We start from the raw sequence: 21,557 nt of genomic DNA, 5'->3' as shown, positions 1-21,557 counted from the left end.
TAGTGTTTAACTTACTATGCCAATTTAAAAATCAGTTCAAAACTGTTCAATCAGCTTATCTTTTGACAAAATGAAGTACTATCTCAAGTGCTTTTCTTCTTCAAATAATAATTTTATATTTTCATAGGAATTTTTCAAAGCTTCCTTAATTTGCTCCGGATTCATCCAGGCTACTTTATCAATTCCTTCTTCTAATTGTCCATGAGGTGTTCCTTCAAAATCAGATTGCATTTCGAACCAATGTGTAATTTTTAGTTTGTACTTGCCGTTACGTCTAAAAACATGATACGTTTTTTGAAGTTTATGGGAAATTGTCAAGCCATTTACTCCGGTTTCCTCCTCTACTTCTCGCATAGCAGTATCCCCAATTTCCTCTCCTTTTTCGATTCCTCCTTTGGGTAAATCCCATTTTCCGTTTCTAAAAATGAATAAGACTTCTCCTTTTTTATTGTACACCAAGCCACCTCCTGCTTTAGTAACCGGGATTTTTGCTTTCAAAGTCTTCATAATCAAGCTTTCATCCGGATGGTATAAATAGGCTTTATTAATTTTATTTTGAAAGATTTTTACTATAAGTTGCTCTATATCAATGCTTTCTAGCAAAAATAATTGAAAATCGGTCTCCTTGGAGATATGATTTGTTAAAAAAAGTGGTTTGTCGTTAACAAAAACTTTATACATTTGTACTATGATTTTTAATAAAGATACAGCCGAAAAAACAGCCGAATTTCTTTTGCAAATAAATGCAATTAAATTGAATCCAAGAAATCCTTTTACATGGGCTTCTGGATGGAAATCGCCTATTTATTGTGACAACCGATTAATACTCTCATTTCCAGCGGTACGAAATTATGTCCGGGATGAATTTTCTAAGAATATTCAGAAACAATTTGGTAAACCAGATGTTATTGCCGGTGTAGCCACTGGAGCAATAGGAATTGGTATGCTGGTTGCTGAAAGTTTAGGAGTCCCGTTTGTATATGTGCGTCCGGAACCTAAAAAACACGGGAGACTAAATCAAGTCGAAGGTTTTTTACAAAAAGGGCAAAATGTAATAGTGGTGGAAGATTTGATCAGTACCGGAAACAGTAGTTTACTTGCTGTGGAAGCGTTGCGCGAAGCAGGAGCCAATGTCAAGGGCATGGCCGCGATATTTACGTATGGTTTTGATGTAGCTGAAACTAATTTCAAGAGCGCACATGTGGATTTATACACTTTAAGCAATTATCAAAATTTATTAAATTTGGCTGTAGCCAAAAGATACATTACTGAAGAAGAAGAACAAACTTTAAGAGAATGGAATGTAAATCCGTCTACCTGGAACATTTAAGTTTAAAAAAATAAAAACAAAATCCTACAAAACATGAACTTAGAAAGTCCAAAAGTTACTGTACCCAAATCCGCTCAAGAATTATTTGGTTTATTAAGCGATGTAAAAAATTTTGAAAAACTAATGCCTGAAAACATTGCTAAATTTGAGGTTATTGGTGATGATGCATTTATTTTTGGATTAAAAGGCATGCCCGAAATCAAACTTAAAATGAAAGAAAAAGTAGCGCCTGTAAAAATTGTTTTGGGAGCTGCAAGTGACAAACTTCCATTTACTCTTATAGCAAATATTGAGGCTATAACAGAGCAATCCAGTGCTGTAAAACTTGATTTTGAAGGAGAATTTAACCCTATGATGGCCATGATGATAAAAGGACCAATTGGAAAATTTATAGAAACTTTAGCAGCCAATATGAATAAATTGTAAAAACTGTTTAAGTAGTAACAATATAATAATATTTTAAAAGTCTTTCAGTATACACTAAGAGACTTTTTTTTTAATAAGAAATTGTCATTTTATCAAGTTTTTTTAGTTTGTTATGGGCGGAAAATATTAATATTAACATATATAAACTACTGATTATCATAACGTTATTTGTGTGTTTTAAATTTATATTATCGTTAACCAAAGACAAAAACCAACTGCCATGCCAATTACTGACCCCAATTAAAGAGTAACGATTGAGTCATTAGCGCAATTAAAACCATTTAAAATATTTACCGGAAAATATTTCTTGAAAATATATCGAGCAGTATATTTCATTAGAAGAAAAAGGATTACAATTTTCAGATCTTAGAATTTGAAAAAGGAAAAAAACAATTACCTTTTGATTCTCGTTGTAGAAGAGGAGGAAAAAAAGAATAAATCTAATAAGGTTATCTACAAAAGGAAACCAGCAGTTTGTATTGTCCATTATTCTATCAATTGGAGAGTATAAAAAACCTATGGTACATTTATATTTTTGCAGTTTCACTTTGCAGCAACCGCACAAATTGCCGTTTTTACAAATCAGATTATGATTGATAACGTGTTATCCTCCTATAATTTGAACATGCTTGTTCTGTTTGCAATTGGACTGAGAATTTATAAAGTTTTTGACATTTTTACCACGGTTCATAAAAATTTTGTCGGTATTCATGTCGGCAATGCCCTGGAGAAATATTTTTTATTTTCTTTCGATAAAAAAAGTAACTCATCTCTTTCCTACATTCATTCCTATAAAAAAGGAAATCTAAAGGAACGCTTCAGTAATTAATTGAAACTAAAATTACCCATTTAATACAACATTTGAATTTCTTTGATGTCAAATTCAACGACACGATCATCTTCCAGAAGAACCAGAAGTTTCCCAGATACCGAAACGCCCTGAATAATTCCCATAAAGTTACCGTTATTATGAGCTGAAAAGGCCATGGGAATACCTTTTTTGTATAATGTGTTTGTGTATTTGTTCCAAGAAGTACTGGATTGCTGATTCCATAATGCTCTATTTTTTTCTAAGGATGTAACAATAGAAGAAAGAAGTGCTTCTTTATCAAATTCAGTTGCACAAATCACGGCCAAAGAAGAAGCTTTTGCTAAATTTTCGAAATTAGTTTGATTTACATTGAGTCCCAAACCTACAATAGAAACAATTGTTCCGTCGCTTTTGATGCTATTCTCTATCAAAATGCCACCTATTTTTTTATTGTATGACATAATGTCGTTAGGCCATTTGATACTAAGATCAGGAATCCTAAGCGATTCTAAAACCTCAATTACAGTAAGTGAAACCAAAATATTTAAGCTGAAAATCTGACAAATATCTGCTAAAAAATCCTTGACCAAAATACTCATTATTAAGTTTTTACTTGGTTCAGAAACCCAAACAGCTCCCATTTGTCCTTTTCCTTTTGTTTGACTCTCAGCGGTAACAACAGTAAAGTTTTCGAGCTCTTGTTTGTTCGATAACCCTTTAAGGAATTCGTTTGTAGAATCTATGGCATCGAGTTTGATTACCTTACTATACGTTTTTTTGTGAAACATAATTTAATATTGTGTTAAGGTTCAAAAATAATCACAAAAAATGGTAACTTTACAAACTTATATTAAAAATAATTCATGGCGAAAAAGACTATAAATAATGACGTTCTATTAGCGAACATCATTAAAGGGATAGAAGAAGTAAAAGGGAATGATATCACTATCCTTGATTTAAGAGAAATAGACACTGCAGTTTGCGACTATTTTGTAATCTGTAATGGAAATTCAAACACGCAGGTAAATGCAATAGTCAACTCTATCCAAAAAACAGTTTCAAAAGAATTAAAAGACAAGCCTTGGCATGTTGAGGGAACTGATAATGCAGAATGGGTATTAATGGATTATGTGAATATAGTGGTTCATGTATTTCAAAAACATATTAGAGAGTACTACAACATCGAAAGTTTATGGGGCGATGCTAAAATAACAACTATAGAAAACAAATACTAAAGACACATAATCCGTAGTAATGGCTAAAGAAAATAATCCAAATCCGAATAAGTTTAAAGTAAGCCCTTGGCTAATTTACGCTGCAATATTATTAATTTTCTTATTTATAAGTTTTATAACTAATGGCTCCAGTCTTAATGAACCCGGACAATTAACCTCGTCTAAGTTTAACGACTACTTAGAGAAAGGTCAGATCGATAAAGTTGTTGTAAACAACAAAACCGAAGCTGAAGTTTTTCTGAATGCGGCAGCAATGAAAGATGCAGCACACAAAAAAGTTTCGAAAGATGTTTTTGACAGACCTAATAAAGGACCACATTACGTTTTTAACATTGGTAATGATCAAATATTTCAAAAAAAGCTGGAAGAAGCAGTTGCCAAAGGTAAATTAAACGATTTTAATTTCTTGGCAAAAAGTAATTGGTCAGATATCCTAATCAGTTTATTGCCAATTATAATTATTATAGCCGTTTGGATCTTTATCATGAGAAAAATGTCTGGTGGAGCCGGTGGTGGTGGTGGCCAAATTTTTAATATTGGAAAATCCAAAGCAAAACTATTTGACGAAAAAACAGATATTAAAACTACTTTCAAAGATGTTGCTGGTTTAGAAGGAGCGAAAGAAGAGATTCAAGAAATTGTTGAATTTTTGAAAAATCCTGAAAAATACACCAACCTGGGAGGAAAAATACCAAAAGGAGCTTTACTCGTAGGACCTCCAGGCACCGGTAAAACATTATTGGCTAAAGCCGTAGCTGGTGAAGCTCAAGTACCGTTCTTCTCTTTATCCGGTTCTGATTTTGTAGAAATGTTTGTAGGTGTGGGCGCATCACGTGTGCGTGATTTGTTCAAACAAGCCAAAGAAAAATCTCCTGCAATCATTTTCATTGATGAAATTGATGCCGTAGGTAGAGCCAGAGGAAAAAGCAACATGTCCGGAGGAAATGACGAACGTGAAAATACATTAAACCAATTACTGACAGAGATGGATGGTTTTGGAACAAATTCAAATGTAATAGTTCTAGCCGCTACAAACAGAGCAGATGTACTGGATAAAGCTTTAATGCGTGCCGGACGTTTTGACAGACAAATTTTTGTTGACTTACCCGATATTCGTGAACGTGCAGAAATATTCAAAGTACACCTACAGCCATTGAAAAAAGTGGAAGGACTAGACACTGACTTCTTAGCCAAACAAACTCCAGGATTTTCAGGCGCAGACATTGCTAATGTGTGCAATGAAGCCGCTTTGATTGCAGCGAGACATAACAAAACAGCAGTTGACAAACAAGATTTCCTTGATGCAGTTGATCGAATTGTAGGAGGTCTGGAAAAGAAAAATAAAATTGTAACACCTGATGAAAAAAGAGCAATCGCTATTCATGAAGCAGGTCACGCTACAGTTAGTTGGATGCTTGAGCACGCAGCACCACTAATAAAAGTAACAATTGTTCCTAGAGGACAAAGCTTAGGTGCCGCTTGGTATTTGCCGGAAGAACGCTTAATTGTACGTCCTGACCAAATGCTTGACGAAATGTGCGCTACTATGGGTGGAAGAGCTGCTGAAAAAGTAACTTTCAATAGAATTTCGACAGGAGCGCTAAGTGATTTAGAAAAAGTAACCAAACAAGCTCGTGCTATGGTAACGGTTTATGGTTTGAATGAAAAAATAGGAAATGTTACCTATTATGATTCAACTGGACAAAGCGAATATAATTTATCTAAACCGTATTCTGAAGAAACGGCTAAAGTTATTGATGAAGAAATATCATTACTAATTGAAGGCCAATACCAAAGAGCCATTCAGATTTTAGAGGATAACAAAGACAAACTGAATCAGCTCGCAAATATTTTGATCGAAAAAGAAGTTATTTTTAAAGATGATTTAGAAGCTATATTCGGAAAAAGAACATTTGATAAAAATCTTGAAGAAGTAGTGTCTTAGAAACATCTAAATATTTAATTATTTTTAAAATCTTAATTCAAAAACTACTTTTGAATTAAGATTTTTTTATCTTTGAACGTTTTCAAGTAATAAATTAAAGCAGTTGACAGCGATATGAGTCTTTTTAGAAAAATTTTTGGTTCAATTAATCCGGCTTCTGAGGAAGATAAAGAAAGTGAATTTAGTAAAACCAATGCTGATAGCACGATCTCTATAGATGAAAAATTTATCAGTAATTTTAAAAAAAATGGAGGTAAGTTTTTATACTGTGAAAATCCAGAGGAAGTAAAAGAACACTTTGAAAATATTCTTGAAGAGAATGACTGGTTCGAAAGTGAAGTTTTATGCTATGAACCAGAACTTTTCAGTATGCTTGAGGATAATAAATTAAGTTTCTCTAAACCAAAAAATCCTTCATTTTTACTGGCCAGTTGTGAAAATTTAATTTCTGAAGAAGGATCTATATTGTTTTCTTCAAAACAAATTAAGCAAGACAAACCAAACGAATTACCCACAAACATTATAATTTTAGCAAATACAAGTCAAATTCTTGAAGCCAAAAGCGATGGACTTAGCGCTATAAAAAAGAAATATGAAAGGGACTACCCTACTAATATTACTACTATAAAATATTTCGAAAAAGCCAAAGAAGAAGACTTCACGCAATACGGAAGTTCTGCAAAAAATCTTTATTTATTGCTTTTAGAAGATCTGTAAGATGAATGAAACTCTAAAACGAGGTATATCGGGAGCTGTTTATATCCTATTATTACTTGCTTCTATTTTATACTCTACTGAAAGCTTTTTTATTCTTTTTGGTATTTTTCTACTTATTGCCATTTATGAATTTTGTAATTTAATTCAAATACATAAAATTTTACCGGTTCTTTTTGGTGCAACCTTGTATACAGCTGTTACTTTAGTAAGCCATTATAATAAAATCACTACGGATACCCTCAATCAGCTATTTAATTCTAATTTAGAAATTTCAATAAACATACAGCAACTAGATGTTGTTTTATTGGTTATAGCGTTAGTTGTATCTATAAAATGTATCCTTTTCTTATTTTATGATAACATTCAAAAAATAAGCACTTCATCAAAATACTTGTATTTACTAGGTTACATCATATTACCTTTTGTATTTATTACTAAAATTTCATTTGGAATAAATGACTATAATCCCAAAATTATAATTGGATTATTCATCTTAATATGGACTAATGATACCTTTGCTTATATTGTTGGTAAATCAATAGGCCGAACCAAATTATTTGAAAAAATATCGCCCAAAAAAACAATTGAAGGGTTCTTAGGCGGAATCATTTTTGCTGTTTTAGCCGGTTATTTGATCTCAAAGTACTACATAAAAGCCAACCCTGAATTTAGTGAACGATCCATACTAATCTGGACTTCAATAGCTGTTATTGTTGGAATTGCAGGTACTATAGGAGACTTAATTGAATCTAAATTCAAACGAATTGCCGATGTCAAAGACAGCGGAAAAATAATGCCTGGTCACGGAGGCATCCTAGATCGACTAGATAGTGTTATATTTGTAGCACCAATTATATTTTTATTTTATCAAATTTTAAACTATGTTTCATAAAGAAGGAACCCAATCTATTTTATTAGGCACTATTTTTACTGCCGTTGTGCTCTTATTGTCTGATAATTTCATAGACACCATCTGGCTCAAAATGGCCATACAAATAGCAGCGCTGTTGCTTTTGATCATCATACTGCAATTTTTCAGAAATCCAAAAAGAACCGTAATCATCACTGAAAACCAAATTCTTGCGCCAGTAGACGGTAAAGTTGTGGTTATTGAAGAAGTGTATGAAAGCGAATATTTTAAAGACAAACGTTTACAAATATCCATCTTCATGTCGCCCATTAATGTGCATGTCACCCGTTATGGATTGAGCGGAATTGTAAAATTCAGCAAATACCATCCTGGGAAATTTTTAGTAGCATGGCACCCAAAAGCAAGCGAGGAAAACGAAAGAACTACAATTGTCATCGAAAATAAAACCTTTGGTGAAGTACTATACCGTCAAATTGCCGGAGCCTTAGCCCGAAGAATCGTAAATTACGCTGAAGAAGGAATGCAGGTTATTCAGGGAACTGATGCCGGTTTTATCAAATTTGGCTCACGAGTAGATCTCTTTTTACCATTAGGAACAGAAGTTAATGTTGAATTGAATCAAAAGGCAATTGGAGGTAAAACTATTATTGCTACCAAAAGATAATGAATGAAAAAGAATTAGAGCTACAATTTCTGGAAGCTGTAAAAATAGCTTCATCGATGACACAGGCATCTTTACCGCAAGATGTTCAATTGCGACTTTATGCCTTTTACAAACAAGCTACTTTTGGAACTTTAGATCTAAAACAAACTTCTACTTACCATTTGAGAGATGCTTTTAAAACCAATGCATGGATGCAAATCAGCCACCTTACCTCAGATGAGGCCAAAAAACAATACATAGAAACTATTTATTCTTTGTTAAAAAAATAGTATTATTATGAAAAAATTATATTTTTTAATTCCAGTTATACTGCTACTGATTGGCATAATTTCTTGTAATAAAAAAAAATTTACCGAAGTCGTTGAAGTTCCCTTACCTACGACCGAAGAGAAAGTGTTAACCGGAATTCCGGAGGACGTAAAGGCTAATGAAGGTTCTTTTCAACTGGAAAAACTTCCTTACGGGTACAATGCATTAGCCCCAAACATATCAGCTACTACCTTAGAAATCCATTATTCCAAACATTATTTGACTTACACTAACAATTTGAACAAGGCTATTTTAGGAACTCCACTTGAAAATCTGACAATTGAGGAAGTATTAAGTAAATTAGATCCAAATGACCCCACACTTCGCAACAATGCAGGAGGTTTTTACAATCATTCTTTGTATTGGAAATGCATGACGCCAAAAGGAGGAGGTCAACCATCAAATGCATTGGCTGAAGCAATTACCAGAGATTTTGGTTCATTTGAAAACTTTACCACAGCGTTCAAAGTTGAAGCGACAAAACAATTTGGCTCCGGTTGGGCATGGTTGATTCTAGATAAATCTGGAAAATTACAAGTAACCAGCACACCTAATCAGGATAATCCCTTGATGCGTAATGCAGTTGTTCCCGGAACTCCAATATTAGCTTTAGATGTATGGGAACACGCTTATTATTTAGACTACCAATACCGAAGAAAAAATTATATTGATGCTTTTTTTAATGTAATTAATTGGAAAAAAATAGAAGAAAATTATGATGCTGTAACAAAAAAATAGTATTCGTTTGAGCTAAAAAAAAGCTGATATAAATTTATATCAGCTTTTTTTTATCCTTTTGCTAACTAAAAATCCTTTACAATTGATAAATAAACGATTCTGAAGGTGCTATTGTAATTTTCGCGTTTCCTTCACCATTGAATACTTTCAGCTCAACATAACTTTTATGGTATAATTGATCCGTAAGTGTATAATTTCCGTCTTTCAAATTCCATTTTTGGATTACATCTGAAGGGATTTTTAACTCAAAATTGCTAGTAGTAAGCCAGGAAAAATTAGTGATAACGATTAATTTTTGCGTATCAGACCAGCGTGTGAATGCATAAATTCCAGAATCGTATCCTTGAGTCATATGGCGATTCACCGTTTGTATTTCTTGGTATTTCCCCATTAAAGCAGTACTATTCAAAGAGAAATTCAATAATTTTTTATAAAAATCTCGCAAGTCCTTTTCATCCTGCGTTAACTGACCACCATCAAATTTTCCTCCGTTCATCCAGCGTTGGTGATTGGGAACACCTATATAATCAAAGATTGACGTTCTGGAATGGGTACCAAATCCAGCATTTTCATTTCCAGCCTCTCCTACTTCCTGTCCAAAATAAACCATCGTAGGCGACGTACTTATGGTTGTAGAAACCACCATCAAAGGCTTCCCTTTTTGTGGCGTTCCCGCAAATTCCGGACTTGCTAAACGTTGTTCATCATGATTGTCCAGAAAATGCAACAGGTGATGCTCAATATCTGAAATTCCGTTTTGGATGTCAGATAATCCATCAGGCAATGCTTTTCCTTGAATGATATCTTTCAATTTATCATACGTTTCTACTTTATCATACAAATAATCCATTTTACCCAGATGAATATAATTTCTATATTCTTTAGGATTGTAGACTTCGGCTAATAAAAAAGCATTCGGATTATTTACTTTAATGGCTGAATTCATATAACTCCAAAATTCATACGGCACCATTTCGGCCATGTCAAATCGAAAACCATCGACTCCTTTTGCCGTCCAATACAAGGCAATGTCTTTGAATTTATCCCAAGAGTTTGGAACATCTTTTCCTTTCCAAAAATCGAAATGTTCCTGATAGGATTTGGAATCAAAACCAGTAGGAAGTTCCGGAAAATCTTTGGAACCATCCGGACGAATACCGTAATTTACTTTGATGGTTTCATACCAGTCATTTCGATCTGGTTTTGCCATACGAGAACCATTACCAGTCCATTTTGCTGGACTTTCTACAAATTTTCCATCAATTAACAGATTCTTTTCTCCATTTAATGGCTTGTCTGTGTCAGGGATTTCAAAGTGTGTATTTGGAATATAATAAAAATTATTGTCTCTTTTGTATTCAACGGTCGTGTCATCATCTGCACCAAAATCTTTGACACCAACCGGATTACTTTTTCCTTCATACTTTCGCGCAATGTGATTGGGAACAATATCGATAATCACCTTTAATCCAGCTTGGTGAGTTCGCACAACTAAAGCTTCAAATTCCTGCAAACGATTTTCAGGATTTACAGCCAAATCTGGATTCACATTGTAGTAATCTTTTACGGCATAAGGAGAACCGGCTCGTCCTTTGACCACTTCCGGATCATCATTAGAAATTCCAATAGCGGAATAATCCCGAATCACAGCATGATGCGGAACTCCGGTGTACCAAATATAAGTAACTCCCAAATCCTTTATTTCCTTTAAGGCCGTATTTGTAAAATCGTTGAACTTTCCTACTCCATTTTCTTCAATGGTTCCCCAAGGCTTGTTGTTCGTATTTTTATTCCCAAATAATCGGGTAAAAACCTGATACACCACTTCTTTTTTATGGGAAACTGACTCCTTTTGTTCCGTATTCATTTTTAACTCTTTCGTTTTACAGGCTGTCGCCAAAAGCACTACGCTTATACCGGCAACAATAGTTGTTTTTTTCATCATATAAAATTATTTATGCTGATTTTAATTCTTTTGATACTAAAATGAATATCAATTTTTAAATTTAATATTTTTTAAATATAAAGAACTCTATATTATTTGAAATTATATAATCATCTCTCCATTAGAACAAACTACAACGAAGGAGTTGCCGCATTTGTTGATAACTTTAAAAAGGAAAAATCATCGTTTATCATGCACTTTTGACTAATTATAAATAAATCCTAATATGGATTAGGATTGTATCCTTTTTCATAAATTTGACAAAAATTAAATCCATTGAAAAAATCGTTTTTTTTCCTTCGTTATTGTTTCATACTGTTCACTGCTAATTTAGTTTTGGCGCAAGCTCCAAAAAAAATTATTGTAGAAAACTCAGATTTTGCCGATGTAAATCAGGTAGAAATACCGGATGCATTATTGCTGATTGGGAACGTACGTGTCAATCATGATGGCGTGATAATGACTTGTAATAAAGCGTATTATTTTCAAAAAGAAAACTACATCAAGGCTTTTGGCAATGTTCAAATGGTGCAAGGTGACACTTTATTCCTAAACAGTAAATATGCGGAATACAATGGAAATGTAAAAAAAGCCTATGCTTCCGGAGATGCCGTAATGAGTTCCCCTGATGCGACTTTGGTAACAGAGATTATTAATTTTGACCGAAACACTCAAGAAGTATTTTACGATACGCCAGGAACAATTACCAATAAAGACAATACGCTAAAAAGCAATTCAGGAAGATATTATGTGAAACAAAAGAAATTCCAATTCCTTACAGCTGTTACTATTACTAATCCAACCTATGTAATTAAATCAAATCACTTGGATTATTTCAGTAATTCCGGGCATTCGTATCTTTTTGGACCATCCACAATTACCAGTAAAGCCAATTATATATATACCGAAAAAGGATTTTATGATACCAAAAAAAATCTGGCTCATTTCCTGAATAAATCGTACATCAAATACGATGATCGGGTGATTAAAGGCGACAGTTTGTACTATGATCGAAACCGGGAATTTGCATCGGCAACGCGAAACGTAAAAATAACGGATTCCATCAATCGCGGAATTATAAAAGGGCATTATGCTGAAGTGTATAAAAAACTGGATTCTATGTACGTAACCAAAAGAGCTGTTGCCGTGAATTTTGTCGAAAATGACTCGGTTTACATCCATGGAAAAAAATTAATGGTTACTGGAAAAGAAGGAAACCGAATTATCAGAGCGTTTAACAATGTCCGGTTTTTCAAAACTGATATGAGCGGAAAATGTGATTCGATTCATTCAAGTTCTAAAACAGCGTTGACCAAAATGATTGGAAATCCGATACTTTGGAACGCAGAAAACCAAATCACAGGAGATGTCATGCATCTCATAGGAGACAACAATACCCAAAAACTAGATTCGCTCAAAGTACTCAACAACACATTTATAGTCTCCAAAGACACGATCGGAACTGGATATAATCAAGTCAAGGGTCAAAATCTCTATGGGAAATTTAAAGACGGAAAACTCCATGATGTTGATATTATAAAGAATGCCGAAGTCATTTATTACATGCGCAACGAAGCTCAGGAACTCATTGGTATCAATAAGAATGTAAGCAGCAAAATCAATCTTATTTTAGAAGAAAATGCGATAGAAACTATTACGTTTTTCCAGCAGGTGGATGGCGATATTTATCCAGAGAAAGAGTTGCCAGAAAATGCACGTATTCTAAGAGGACTGCTTTGGCGAGGAGAGGAACGAATAAAATCCAAGGACGATATTTTTCCTGCCGAAGAAAATGAAGACAACGATAAAATAGATAAAGCAACTAAAGCGGCAGAGGCCAAAGAGGATATTCCTATGAAAATCCGAAAAGAAACCCTGAATTACGATAAGAAGAAGAAGAAGAAGAAGTAAGTCAGCAGTGAGCAGTCCCGACACTTCGGGAGCAGTATTCAATCACCGTTCTGTCAATTTAACAAATAAAAGATTAAACAAATAACCGTGAATCCAGATTTCTTAAAATACCAAGCGCAAACCTCACCATATCCATTGGGCATGGAAGTCTCACATGCTATAGGTTCTTATATTTACGATACGAACGCTAAGAAATACTTGGATTTTGTGGCGGGAGTTTCCGCATGCACATTGGGACACCAACATCCTAGAGTCAATCAAGCCATAAAGGATCAGTTAGACAAATATTCTCATGTTATGGTCTATGGCGAATATTCACAAAGTCCGGCGGTTCAGTATTGCAAATTGTTAGCCTCGCTCCTGCCCGCACCTTTAGATAAAACTTATTTGGTCAATTCAGGAACCGAAGCCATTGAAGGTGCTTTAAAACTAGCTAGAAGAACTACCGGAAGAAGCCAATTGATTTCGTGTCATAACGCATACCATGGCAATACAATGGGTGCTATGAGCGTCATGGGATTTGAAGAACGCAAACAAATTTTTCGTCCATTGATACCTGATGTTGATTTTATTACCTTCAACAACGAAGCCGATTTACAAAAAATAACCACTAAAACGGCTGGAATTATTCTGGAAACCATTCAAGGTGGTGCCGGATTTATTCAGCCAAACGATGATTATCTCAAAAAAGTACGCGAGCGTTGCACAGAAGTGGGCGCAATGATGATTCTCGATGAAATCCAACCAGGCTTTGGGAGAACCGGAAAACTCTTTGGATTCCAAAATTATGATGTTGTTCCTGATATCGTAGTTATGGGAAAAGGAATGGGAGGTGGCATGCCTGTAGGTGCTTTTACGGCTTCATCAGCAATGATGGATTTGTTGAGCGATAATCCAAAACTGGGTCATATCACGACTTTTGGAGGCCACCCTGTCATTGCGTCAGCCTGCTTGGCTACTTTGCAGGAAATTACCGAGACCAATCTCATGGATGAGGCGATGGAGAAAGAAAAGCTATTCAGATCACTTTTGGTACATCCTTTGATACAGGATATAAGAGGAAAAGGATTGATGCTGGCTGCAATGACCCAAAGTGCCGATATAACAAACGAAGTGATTCTTAAATGTCAAGACAAAGGACTCATTTTATTCTGGTTATTATTTGAAGATTGCGCCATAAGAATTACGCCACCGCTTACCATTTCTGAACAAGAGATACGAGAAGGTTGCAGCATCATATTAGAAGTAATGGATGGAATAATGATTGAAGAAAAATGATTAACGATTTTTGATAGCAGAAGTTGTACTATTGGATACATATTGAAATACCTATTCAAAACAATTAAAAAAATTGGGAGCTATTCCTGCTATCCGTTTTAATCTTTTACTTTTTGTCAGCAAAAAGCAAAAGGATTTCCACTCTTATCAGGGCTAGGGCATACGTTTAAACTACCCCTTTTTTTGTTAATTAAATTGTTCACAACAATTCCAACTTTCCCTCGCAGTACACGCACGATTCCCTAAATTTATTTAGGCCAAATTAAAAACACACAGTATGCAATTAAGCAACGAAGAAGAAGACTATAACTTATCATTGTCTAAATTTGAGTCCATGTTGAAAACCAACAAAGTACTCTTTTTTGACTCCGAAGAATTTGAAGAAATTATTCTTCATTACCTCGATATGGGTAAGGCCGCTTTAGCAAAAAAAGCACTCAAACTGGCATTAGAACAGCACCCAAAATCTACCGGACTAAAATTAGTTCAGGTGGAAATGCTAGTTTATGACGACAAACTCGAACTAGCCGAAAAGCTATTGAACGAGTTGTATGCCATTGAACCAACCAATGAAGAAATTTACATTCAAAAAGCCAATATCTGCTCCAAAAGAGACCAACACGAAAAGGCGGTTGAATTATTACAAACCGCGTTAAAATACACAGATGATTATGCTGATGTCTATAATTTAATAGGCATGGAATATCTTTTTATGGACAATCTTGAACTGGCAAAAGAAAGCTTCATCAAGTGTTTAGAAGAAGATCTGGAAGACCAATCCGCTTTGTATAACGTAGTGTATTGTTTTGAATTTTTAGATCAAAACCAAGAAGCGATTACTTATTTAAATAAATACATTGACAAAAATCCATACAGCGAAATTGCCTGGCACCAACTGGGCCGTTTGCATTATGGTGTAAAAGAATATGAAAATGCGATTCGTGCCTTTGATTACGCTACTTTAATTGATGATGAATTCCTTGGTGCTTTCATGGAAAAAGCAAAAGCTTTTGAACGATTAAAAAAATACGAGAAAGCCATAGAAAGTTATAGCAGAACTATTGAATTAGATGATGCAACTTCGTATGCGTTACTTCGAATGGGAAAATGTTATGAAAGATTAGGAAACAAAGCTTTAGCCTTAAAATATTTCAATCAAACAGTGCATGAAGATCCACTCTTAGATAAAGGTTGGATTGCCATCACGGATTTTTATGTACGTCAAAAAAATTACCAAAAAGCATTGTTTTATGTCAATAAAGCATTAGCGATTGACAACCAAAATCGCTTGTATTGGAAACGCTTTGCGACTATCAATAAGCAAATGAACTTCTTTGAAGAAGCTGAATTTGGATACAGGAAAGCAGTTGAATTTGGCGATACTGAACTTGACACCTGGTTATTCTGGGTGGATATTCTACAATTTTTAGGAGAATTCGAAAGTGCCATTCAAACCTTATTACAAGCTTCAGAATATTTTCCGGAAGAAAATGAAGTTGAATACCGCTTAGCAGGATTGTATTTTATGCTAACAGATAATACAAAAGCAAAATTCCATTTAAGCAATGCCTTACGATTAAATTTTGATAATTACATCCTTTTAGAAGATTTATTTCCAGTAGTTTGGGCCAAAAAAATGGTGCAAAACTACATTGCAAAACATAAAAAAAAATAATGACAGAAACAGTTAGAAAACGTTTTGGGTTACTGGGTCGCAATATTAGTTATTCTTTTTCTAAAGGATATTTTACCGATAAATTTAACAATGAAAATTTTACTGGTTGCACCTATGAAAATTTTGATATTCCAGAAATAACAGCACTTCCAGAGATACTAAAAAACACTTTAAATTTAAAAGGGTTAAGTATAACTATTCCATACAAGGAGACCGTCATTCCGTTTCTGGATAAATTATCTAAAAAAGCGGAATTAATTGGCGCTGTAAATACCATCAAAATTACCAAAAAAGGAACGTTGAAAGGGTATAATACCGATTATTATGGTTTCAAAAAATCATTAGAACCCCTGTTGCAACCGCACCACAAAAAAGCCTTGATTTTAGGCACAGGAGGAGCATCTAAAGGAGTCGCTTTTGCTTTGGATGAACTGGACATTCCTTATACTTTTGTGTCGAGAGAAGCTAAAGAAAATGCGATTGAGTATAACCGAATCAACGCAACAACATTCGACAATTACCAAATCATCATCAACTCGACTCCAGTAGGAACAAGTCCAAATGTGGATGCGTTTCCATTGATCCCGTATGAATTTTTCACAGAAAAGCACATTGCATTTGACTTGATTTACAATCCTGCAGAAACACAATTCCTAAAAAAAGCCAAACAGCAAGGAGCACAAATCAAAAATGGTTTGGATATGCTTATTTTTCAAGCAGAGAAAGCGTGGAAAATCTGGAATAAATAACTAAGAAGTTTATTTCTTGTCAAATCGAGCGTAATCAAGATTATTGTATTAGCTCTCGCTTAAATTAATTAATTAATTAAAATTTCTATCGGTCGTCTCGTTTTAAAACAGCCATTTTACTGTTTTAAAACGAGACGATTTTTTTATATCAGCAATTTAAAAGGCAGATTGAGGTTTCCCGTAAAATAACTGATTATTAAATATGTTAATTTGATTGATAATCAAATATTTGCAATTAATTTAACGGCTTAAATTATGATCAAAAGAACAATTCTTATCGAAAATAAATCCTCAATCACGACAAAAAACCAACAGCTAATACTAAAATCAGAAATAAGAGAAAGTACCATTCCAATAGAAGACATTGGTTTTCTGGTACTCGATCATGCTGAAATTTATCTGAGTATTCCTGCTATGAACTTAATTGTAGAAAATAATACTGCTATTATTATTTGTGGTAGCAACCACTTACCCAATGGAATGTTACTCAACCTCAACAGCCATCACATTCAGCAGGAAATATTCAAAAATCAAATCGAAGCTTCAATTCCTCTGAAAAAACAACTATGGCAACAAACTATTATTGAAAAAATTAAAAATCAAGGGGAATTGTTAGCAAAAATAACTGAAAATAAAAATACGTTTGAGTTTCTGGCTAGCAAAGTATTAAGCGGTGACACCACAAATATGGAAGGAGTTGCTGCACAACAATATTGGAAAAATTTTCCGTTACCTAATCATGAAAAAAATGGCATAAAAAGAGAACGTTATGGTGATTATCCCAACAATTTTTTAAACTACGGGTATGCTATTTTAAGAGCCGCTACAGCTAGAGCACTTTCCGGAAGCGGATTATTGAATACACTTGGTATTCATCATAAAAGTAAATACAATGCTTTTGCACTTGCTGATGATATTATGGAACCTTTTCGTCCCATTGTTGACGAAAAAGTTTTTGATATTATGAACCGGTATCAAGAACAAGAACTAAACACCGCAATAAAAGCGGAACTATTACAAATGCTGACACAAACTGTTTATTTCAAAGAAGAAAAAAGCCCTTTAATGGTAGGATTGCAAAAAACGGCTAGTTCGCTCCAGCACTGTTTTACAGGTCACCGAAAAAAAATTAAATATCCTAAATTATGGAACTTAACGGATACCGAATAATGTGGCTGTTCGTGTTTTTCGATTTGCCTACAGAAACTAAAAAAGACAAAAGGAATGCCTCTCAGTTTCGAGGAAATCTCTTAAAAGATGGCTTTAGCATGATGCAATTTTCAGTTTATATTAGGCATTGTGCGAGTGGAGAAAGTGCTGATGTTCATGAAAAACGCATTAACCGACTCGTTCCTTCGTTAGGAAAAGTTAGTGTTTTACGTATTACCGACAAACAATTTGGAATGATTATCAACTATTTAGGAAAAGCCAAACAGGAAAATAGTAATGCCCCAACACAGTTGGAATTGTTTTAAACAATAATTTTATTTTTCAAAAAGCGCATCTGTATTCCACCTCTCAGGATTTGTTTCGATATAATTATAAATTCTTTCATAAGACCCATCGTTTCTAATTATATGATCATGAAAAGAACGCTGCCAGGCAAAATCAGACAAACCGGCTAAATGAATTTGTTTTGATGAGGTCGTTTTATAAGCACCAATTAGTTCCGATACTGATTTTATTTTTATTTCACAATCAGATATCAAATTACTATCAATTTCCAAAATTGCGTGGACATGATTCGGCATTACTATAAAAGAATGTAAAATAACATACGCATACTGATTATCCAACCAATTCCATTGTTTTTGTGCAATAGAACCATATTCATTCCATATACGGATTCATTGGCTCGTGTACGGACAGGTCGCGACCTGTTCCTGCCGTATTAACATTCCCAAAACAACATTTTCTATCTTGCACACAAATCGTAACGAAATATAAATTATTTTGCGAATAATCTCTAACGTACGGACAGGTCGCGACCTGTCCCTGCCCTATTCCTGCCCTAAACAACATTTCCTATCCTACACACAAATCGTAAAAAAATATAAATTATTTCGCGACTAATCTCTAACGTACGGACAGGTCGCGACCTGTCCCTGCCCTATTCCTGCCCTATTCACATTCCCTAAACAACATTTCCTATCTTGCGCACAAATCGTAAAAAATATAAATTATTTTGCGACTAATCTCTAACGTACGGACAGGTCGCGACCTGTCCCTGCAGATTGCACTAAAAATTAATCATTGAATCTTGCCTCTTACTATGATTCTACTACCATTTATCGAATTTTTATTGATAGAAATAAAAAAATGCCTCAATATTGGGATATCAATCCAAAAAAGAGGCATTTTTTTATACGACATTCACCCATATTCCTTTGATAATTAGAAGGTAACAAGCCAACTAATATCGTGTTTTCTAATCTTTAATCAAACCACAACGCTCACGGCCACGATGATGAAAACAGGAAGAATATCGTGTTTTCTAATCTTTAATCAAACCACAACGTTACTTCCGAAGCTGATAGGGCAGCCGATAATATCGTGTTTTCTAATCTTTAATCAAACCACAACTCTAAAGACGCTTCGTAAACGTTTTGTTCTAATATCGTGTTTTCTAATCTTTAATCAAACCACAACTTATGGTCTGCTAAATCAAATTGGCTTAGTAATATCGTGTTTTCTAATCTTTAATCAAACCACAACTACCGCTTCATAAACTCTGAGCAGGTATCTAATATCGTGTTTTCTAATCTTTAATCAAACCACAACCGATCAATGTCTTTACTTCTTTTTTCTGCAAATATCGTGTTTTCTAATCTTTAATCAAACCACAACCTTTTTGAAATTGTTTATATTTATCAATCCAATATCGTGTTTTCTAATCTTTAATCAAACCACAACCCCTCTTCGTCCTCTGTGCAATATTGATAAAATATCGTGTTTTCTAATCTTTAATCAAACCACAACTTACTTTTCTTAAGTGAATGTGTTTGTAGAAATATCGTGTTTTCTAATCTTTAATCAAACCACAACAATACACAGTCAACAGGCTCTGATTTAAAAATATCGTGTTTTCTAATCTTTAATCAAACCACAACTACATGGAAAGAATTTATCACAGATACGAAAATATCGTGTTTTCTAATCTTTAATCAAACCACAACATATTTAGATTTTCAATCAACAACATTTCAAATATCGTGTTTTCTAATCTTTAATCAAACCACAACTATAAGGATTAGTTATAATGTTTTTTTTGCAATATCGTGTTTTCTAATCTTTAATCAAACCACAACCATTACTTTACGAGCCTTATCAACTGTAAAAATATCGTGTTTTCTAATCTTTAATCAAACCACAACATCACGTTGGTTCACTACTTCAATACCTAAAATATCGTGTTTTCTAATCTTTAATCAAACCACAACTACTAGGTCTTTTAAATTCAATATTACAAAATATCGTGTTTTCTAATCTTTAATCAAACCACAACCTTAATTAAATAATCATTAGCATCTTTACAAATATCGTGTTTTCTAATCTTTAATCAAACCACAACCATTCGTAATTAACAACCGCATTGGTTAAGAATATCGTGTTTTCTAATCTTTAATCAAACCACAACCCTAGCGGGGCTCGGACTTGTTTAGCGTTCAATATCGTGTTTTCTAATCTTTAATCAAACCACAACGCCGAGATGTTAAAAGTCAAAACAAACACTAATATCGTGTTTTCTAATCTTTAATCAAACCACAACCGTCGTATCAATATTTGATGCAATGCCTTTAATATCGTGTTTTCTAATCTTTAATCAAACCACAACAGTATTCCTTTGCACACAAAGATTCTAAATAATATCGTGTTTTCTAATCTTTAATCAAACCACAACAATGCCGCTAATATAAAAAACAAACAAAGAAATATCGTGTTTTCTAATCTTTAATCAAACCACAACACGGCCAGTTGGTAAGTAGAAAAAGATTAGAATATCGTGTTTTCTAATCTTTAATCAAACCACAACGTGCTTTAGCGTTATTCCTAATATCATAAAATATCGTGTTTTCTAATCTTTAATCAAACCACAACTTTAAATCTACACCTTCGCAAAAAACTTCAAAATATCGTGTTTTCTAATCTTTAATCAAACCACAACCTGAGGCGTTACGTCTTCGGATTTCTCAACAATATCGTGTTTTCTAATCTTTAATCAAACCACAACAGCGCAAGTAGAATGGGATTTACACGAAAAAATATCGTGTTTTCTAATCTTTAATCAAACCACAACACTTAATTCTCTTTGTTCTTTTTTTAATTTAATATCGTGTTTTCTAATCTTTAATCAAACCACAACTCTAGTCCAAAAGTTTCCGGATTGATTTCCAATATCGTGTTTTCTAATCTTTAATCAAACCACAACCCGAATTCCGTTAACGGCGGTGGTGAACAAATATCGTGTTTTCTAATCTTTAATCAAACCACAACACCTCTTTCATGTATAGTTCTGTTAGTTCAAATATCGTGTTTTCTAATCTTTAATCAAACCACAACCATTACTTTACGAGCCTTATCAACTGTAAAAATATCGTGTTTTCTAATCTTTAATCAAACCACAACAAGTGGTTCATTATCGACATATAATTTATGAATATCGTGTTTTCTAATCTTTAATCAAACCACAACCCTAAATAAAGTGAATCGGTTGCGGTTGCGAAATATCGTGTTTTCTAATCTTTAATCAAACCACAACTAATTCGTTGGCTTCTTCAACAACTCTTTGAATATCGTGTTTTCTAATCTTTAATCAAACCACAACTATCAGTGATACGGTTTTTAATCTGAATCTAATATCGTGTTTTCTAATCTTTAATCAAACCACAACCGCTAATGCAACACAAGGCGAGAGCAATATAATATCGTGTTTTCTAATCTTTAATCAAACCA

The 21,557-nt window shown here is 33.9% G+C and carries 19 protein-coding genes and 1 CRISPR repeat array (1 of these 20 running past the window's edge); of the genes, 15 read left to right on the top strand and 4 right to left on the bottom strand.

The genetic code is table 11. The annotated features are described in order from the left end of the window. Nucleotides 1-78: 78 nt before the first annotated feature. The gene (locus tag EKM05_RS07630) at nucleotides 79-681 is read right to left on the bottom strand and encodes an NUDIX hydrolase (RefSeq protein ID WP_126460572.1); all 603 of its coding nucleotides are present in this window, start codon (nucleotides 679-681) and stop codon (nucleotides 79-81) included. A gap of 7 nt (nucleotides 682-688) precedes the next feature. On the opposite strand from EKM05_RS07630, the gene pyrE reads away from it, so the two are divergent. After that, nucleotides 689-1,330, top strand: a complete 642-nt coding sequence (gene pyrE / locus EKM05_RS07625; RefSeq protein ID WP_126460569.1) for an orotate phosphoribosyltransferase — start codon at nucleotides 689-691, stop codon at nucleotides 1,328-1,330. A 33-nt stretch (nucleotides 1,331-1,363) separates the two neighbouring features. Further along, on the top strand, nucleotides 1,364-1,756 hold the full coding sequence (locus EKM05_RS07620; RefSeq protein ID WP_126460566.1) for an SRPBCC family protein: 393 nt from the start codon (nucleotides 1,364-1,366) through the stop codon (nucleotides 1,754-1,756). Nucleotides 1,757-2,605: 849 nt separating this feature from the next. Here the strand turns inward: EKM05_RS07620 and EKM05_RS07615 are convergent. Beyond that, a complete protein-coding gene (locus EKM05_RS07615) occupies nucleotides 2,606-3,355 on the bottom strand; it encodes a biotin--[acetyl-CoA-carboxylase] ligase (RefSeq protein ID WP_126554449.1) in 750 nt (249 codons plus the stop codon). Nucleotides 3,356-3,430: 75 nt separating this feature from the next. Here EKM05_RS07615 and rsfS point away from each other — a divergent pair, with 75 nt between their 5' ends. The 7 genes from rsfS (at nucleotide 3,431) to EKM05_RS07580 (ending at nucleotide 9,046) form a co-directional block, all read left to right on the top strand. Further along, on the top strand, nucleotides 3,431-3,802 hold the full coding sequence (rsfS, locus tag EKM05_RS07610; RefSeq protein ID WP_126455820.1) for a ribosome silencing factor: 372 nt from the start codon (nucleotides 3,431-3,433) through the stop codon (nucleotides 3,800-3,802). A 19-nt stretch (nucleotides 3,803-3,821) separates the two neighbouring features. Continuing rightward, nucleotides 3,822-5,747, top strand: coding sequence for an ATP-dependent zinc metalloprotease FtsH (gene ftsH / locus EKM05_RS07605; protein WP_126455818.1), 1,926 nt, complete (start codon nucleotides 3,822-3,824; stop codon nucleotides 5,745-5,747). Between the two features lie 114 nt (nucleotides 5,748-5,861). Next, the gene (locus EKM05_RS07600) at nucleotides 5,862-6,464 is read left to right on the top strand and encodes an LUD domain-containing protein (protein ID WP_126460560.1); all 603 of its coding nucleotides are present in this window, start codon (nucleotides 5,862-5,864) and stop codon (nucleotides 6,462-6,464) included. Between the two features lies 1 nt (nucleotide 6,465). Further along, nucleotides 6,466-7,356 (top strand): phosphatidate cytidylyltransferase, encoded by an 891-nt coding sequence (locus EKM05_RS07595; protein WP_126554447.1) that lies wholly within the window; start codon nucleotides 6,466-6,468, stop codon nucleotides 7,354-7,356. After that, the gene (locus tag EKM05_RS07590; protein WP_126460552.1) at nucleotides 7,346-7,999 is read left to right on the top strand and encodes a phosphatidylserine decarboxylase family protein; all 654 of its coding nucleotides are present in this window, start codon (nucleotides 7,346-7,348) and stop codon (nucleotides 7,997-7,999) included. The genes EKM05_RS07595 and EKM05_RS07590 overlap by 11 nt, the downstream gene beginning before the upstream one ends. Next, nucleotides 7,999-8,268, top strand: a complete 270-nt coding sequence (locus tag EKM05_RS07585) for an acyl-CoA-binding protein (RefSeq protein WP_126460549.1) — start codon at nucleotides 7,999-8,001, stop codon at nucleotides 8,266-8,268. The genes EKM05_RS07590 and EKM05_RS07585 overlap by 1 nt, the downstream gene beginning before the upstream one ends. Before the next feature lie 7 nt (nucleotides 8,269-8,275). Then, nucleotides 8,276-9,046 carry a superoxide dismutase gene (locus EKM05_RS07580; protein ID WP_126460546.1) on the top strand — a complete coding sequence of 257 codons (771 nt, stop codon included), beginning with the start codon at nucleotides 8,276-8,278 and terminating at the stop codon, nucleotides 9,044-9,046. Between the two features lie 76 nt (nucleotides 9,047-9,122). On the opposite strand, the gene EKM05_RS07575 is transcribed toward EKM05_RS07580, so the two are convergent. Next, entirely contained in the window at nucleotides 9,123-10,991 is a 1,869-nt protein-coding gene (locus tag EKM05_RS07575) for an alpha-amylase family protein (protein WP_126554445.1), read from the bottom strand. A gap of 276 nt (nucleotides 10,992-11,267) precedes the next feature. Between EKM05_RS07575 and EKM05_RS07570 the strand changes: the two genes are divergently transcribed. From EKM05_RS07570 to cas2, 6 genes are all read left to right on the top strand, one after another. Continuing rightward, a complete protein-coding gene (locus EKM05_RS07570; protein WP_126554443.1) occupies nucleotides 11,268-12,902 on the top strand; it encodes an OstA-like protein in 1,635 nt (544 codons plus the stop codon). A gap of 87 nt (nucleotides 12,903-12,989) precedes the next feature. Then, a complete protein-coding gene (locus EKM05_RS07565; RefSeq protein ID WP_126460537.1) occupies nucleotides 12,990-14,180 on the top strand; it encodes an aspartate aminotransferase family protein in 1,191 nt (396 codons plus the stop codon). Nucleotides 14,181-14,457: 277 nt separating this feature from the next. After that, nucleotides 14,458-15,855 (top strand): tetratricopeptide repeat protein, encoded by a 1,398-nt coding sequence (locus EKM05_RS07560; RefSeq protein ID WP_126460534.1) that lies wholly within the window; start codon nucleotides 14,458-14,460, stop codon nucleotides 15,853-15,855. Next, nucleotides 15,855-16,604, top strand: coding sequence for a shikimate dehydrogenase (locus EKM05_RS07555; RefSeq protein WP_126554441.1), 750 nt, complete (start codon nucleotides 15,855-15,857; stop codon nucleotides 16,602-16,604). The genes EKM05_RS07560 and EKM05_RS07555 overlap by 1 nt, the downstream gene beginning before the upstream one ends. Nucleotides 16,605-16,859: 255 nt before the next feature. Continuing rightward, on the top strand, nucleotides 16,860-17,774 hold the full coding sequence (gene cas1, locus EKM05_RS07550) for a type II CRISPR-associated endonuclease Cas1 (RefSeq protein ID WP_126460527.1): 915 nt from the start codon (nucleotides 16,860-16,862) through the stop codon (nucleotides 17,772-17,774). After that, on the top strand, nucleotides 17,750-18,079 hold the full coding sequence (cas2, locus tag EKM05_RS07545; RefSeq protein WP_126455227.1) for a CRISPR-associated endonuclease Cas2: 330 nt from the start codon (nucleotides 17,750-17,752) through the stop codon (nucleotides 18,077-18,079). Before cas1 ends, cas2 begins: the two co-directional genes overlap by 25 nt. A gap of 9 nt (nucleotides 18,080-18,088) precedes the next feature. Here cas2 and EKM05_RS14630 read toward each other — a convergent pair whose 3' ends face one another. Continuing rightward, nucleotides 18,089-18,400: a transposase gene (locus EKM05_RS14630; RefSeq protein ID WP_233590890.1), complete on the bottom strand. Its 312-nt coding sequence runs from the start codon at nucleotides 18,398-18,400 to the stop codon at nucleotides 18,089-18,091. A 619-nt stretch (nucleotides 18,401-19,019) separates the two neighbouring features. Then, nucleotides 19,020-21,557: a CRISPR direct-repeat array (repeat unit 36 nt; unit sequence AATATCGTGTTTTCTAATCTTTAATCAAACCACAAC); it runs 1,520 nt beyond the window's last position.

It is taken from the genome of Flavobacterium sp. GSP27 (genome assembly GCF_003970395.1).
Lineage (GTDB): Bacteria > Bacteroidota > Bacteroidia > Flavobacteriales > Flavobacteriaceae > Flavobacterium.
The sequence above is the reverse complement of the archived record's forward strand: the minus strand, read 5'-3'. Positions and strand labels throughout refer to the sequence as shown.

Excerpts from the sequence above, each read along its gene's own strand:
- EKM05_RS07630 (WP_126460572.1), bottom strand. The coding sequence starts at position 681 with ATGTATAAAGTTTTTGTTAACGACAAACCACTTTTTTTAACAAATCAT.
- EKM05_RS07560 (WP_126460534.1), top strand. The coding sequence starts at position 14,458 with ATGCAATTAAGCAACGAAGAAGAAGACTATAACTTATCATTGTCTAAA.
- EKM05_RS07590 (WP_126460552.1), top strand. The coding sequence starts at position 7,346 with ATGTTTCATAAAGAAGGAACCCAATCTATTTTATTAGGCACTATTTTT.
- EKM05_RS07580 (WP_126460546.1), top strand. The coding sequence starts at position 8,276 with ATGAAAAAATTATATTTTTTAATTCCAGTTATACTGCTACTGATTGGC.
- ftsH (WP_126455818.1), top strand. The coding sequence starts at position 3,822 with ATGGCTAAAGAAAATAATCCAAATCCGAATAAGTTTAAAGTAAGCCCT.
- rsfS (WP_126455820.1), top strand. The coding sequence starts at position 3,431 with ATGGCGAAAAAGACTATAAATAATGACGTTCTATTAGCGAACATCATT.
- EKM05_RS07555 (WP_126554441.1), top strand. The coding sequence starts at position 15,855 with ATGACAGAAACAGTTAGAAAACGTTTTGGGTTACTGGGTCGCAATATT.
- cas2 (WP_126455227.1), top strand. The coding sequence starts at position 17,750 with ATGGAACTTAACGGATACCGAATAATGTGGCTGTTCGTGTTTTTCGAT.
- EKM05_RS07575 (WP_126554445.1), bottom strand. The coding sequence starts at position 10,991 with ATGATGAAAAAAACAACTATTGTTGCCGGTATAAGCGTAGTGCTTTTG.
- EKM05_RS07615 (WP_126554449.1), bottom strand. The coding sequence starts at position 3,355 with ATGTTTCACAAAAAAACGTATAGTAAGGTAATCAAACTCGATGCCATA.
- pyrE (WP_126460569.1), top strand. The coding sequence starts at position 689 with ATGATTTTTAATAAAGATACAGCCGAAAAAACAGCCGAATTTCTTTTG.
- EKM05_RS07595 (WP_126554447.1), top strand. The coding sequence starts at position 6,466 with ATGAATGAAACTCTAAAACGAGGTATATCGGGAGCTGTTTATATCCTA.
- EKM05_RS07620 (WP_126460566.1), top strand. The coding sequence starts at position 1,364 with ATGAACTTAGAAAGTCCAAAAGTTACTGTACCCAAATCCGCTCAAGAA.
- EKM05_RS07585 (WP_126460549.1), top strand. The coding sequence starts at position 7,999 with ATGAATGAAAAAGAATTAGAGCTACAATTTCTGGAAGCTGTAAAAATA.
- EKM05_RS07600 (WP_126460560.1), top strand. The coding sequence starts at position 5,862 with ATGAGTCTTTTTAGAAAAATTTTTGGTTCAATTAATCCGGCTTCTGAG.
- cas1 (WP_126460527.1), top strand. The coding sequence starts at position 16,860 with ATGATCAAAAGAACAATTCTTATCGAAAATAAATCCTCAATCACGACA.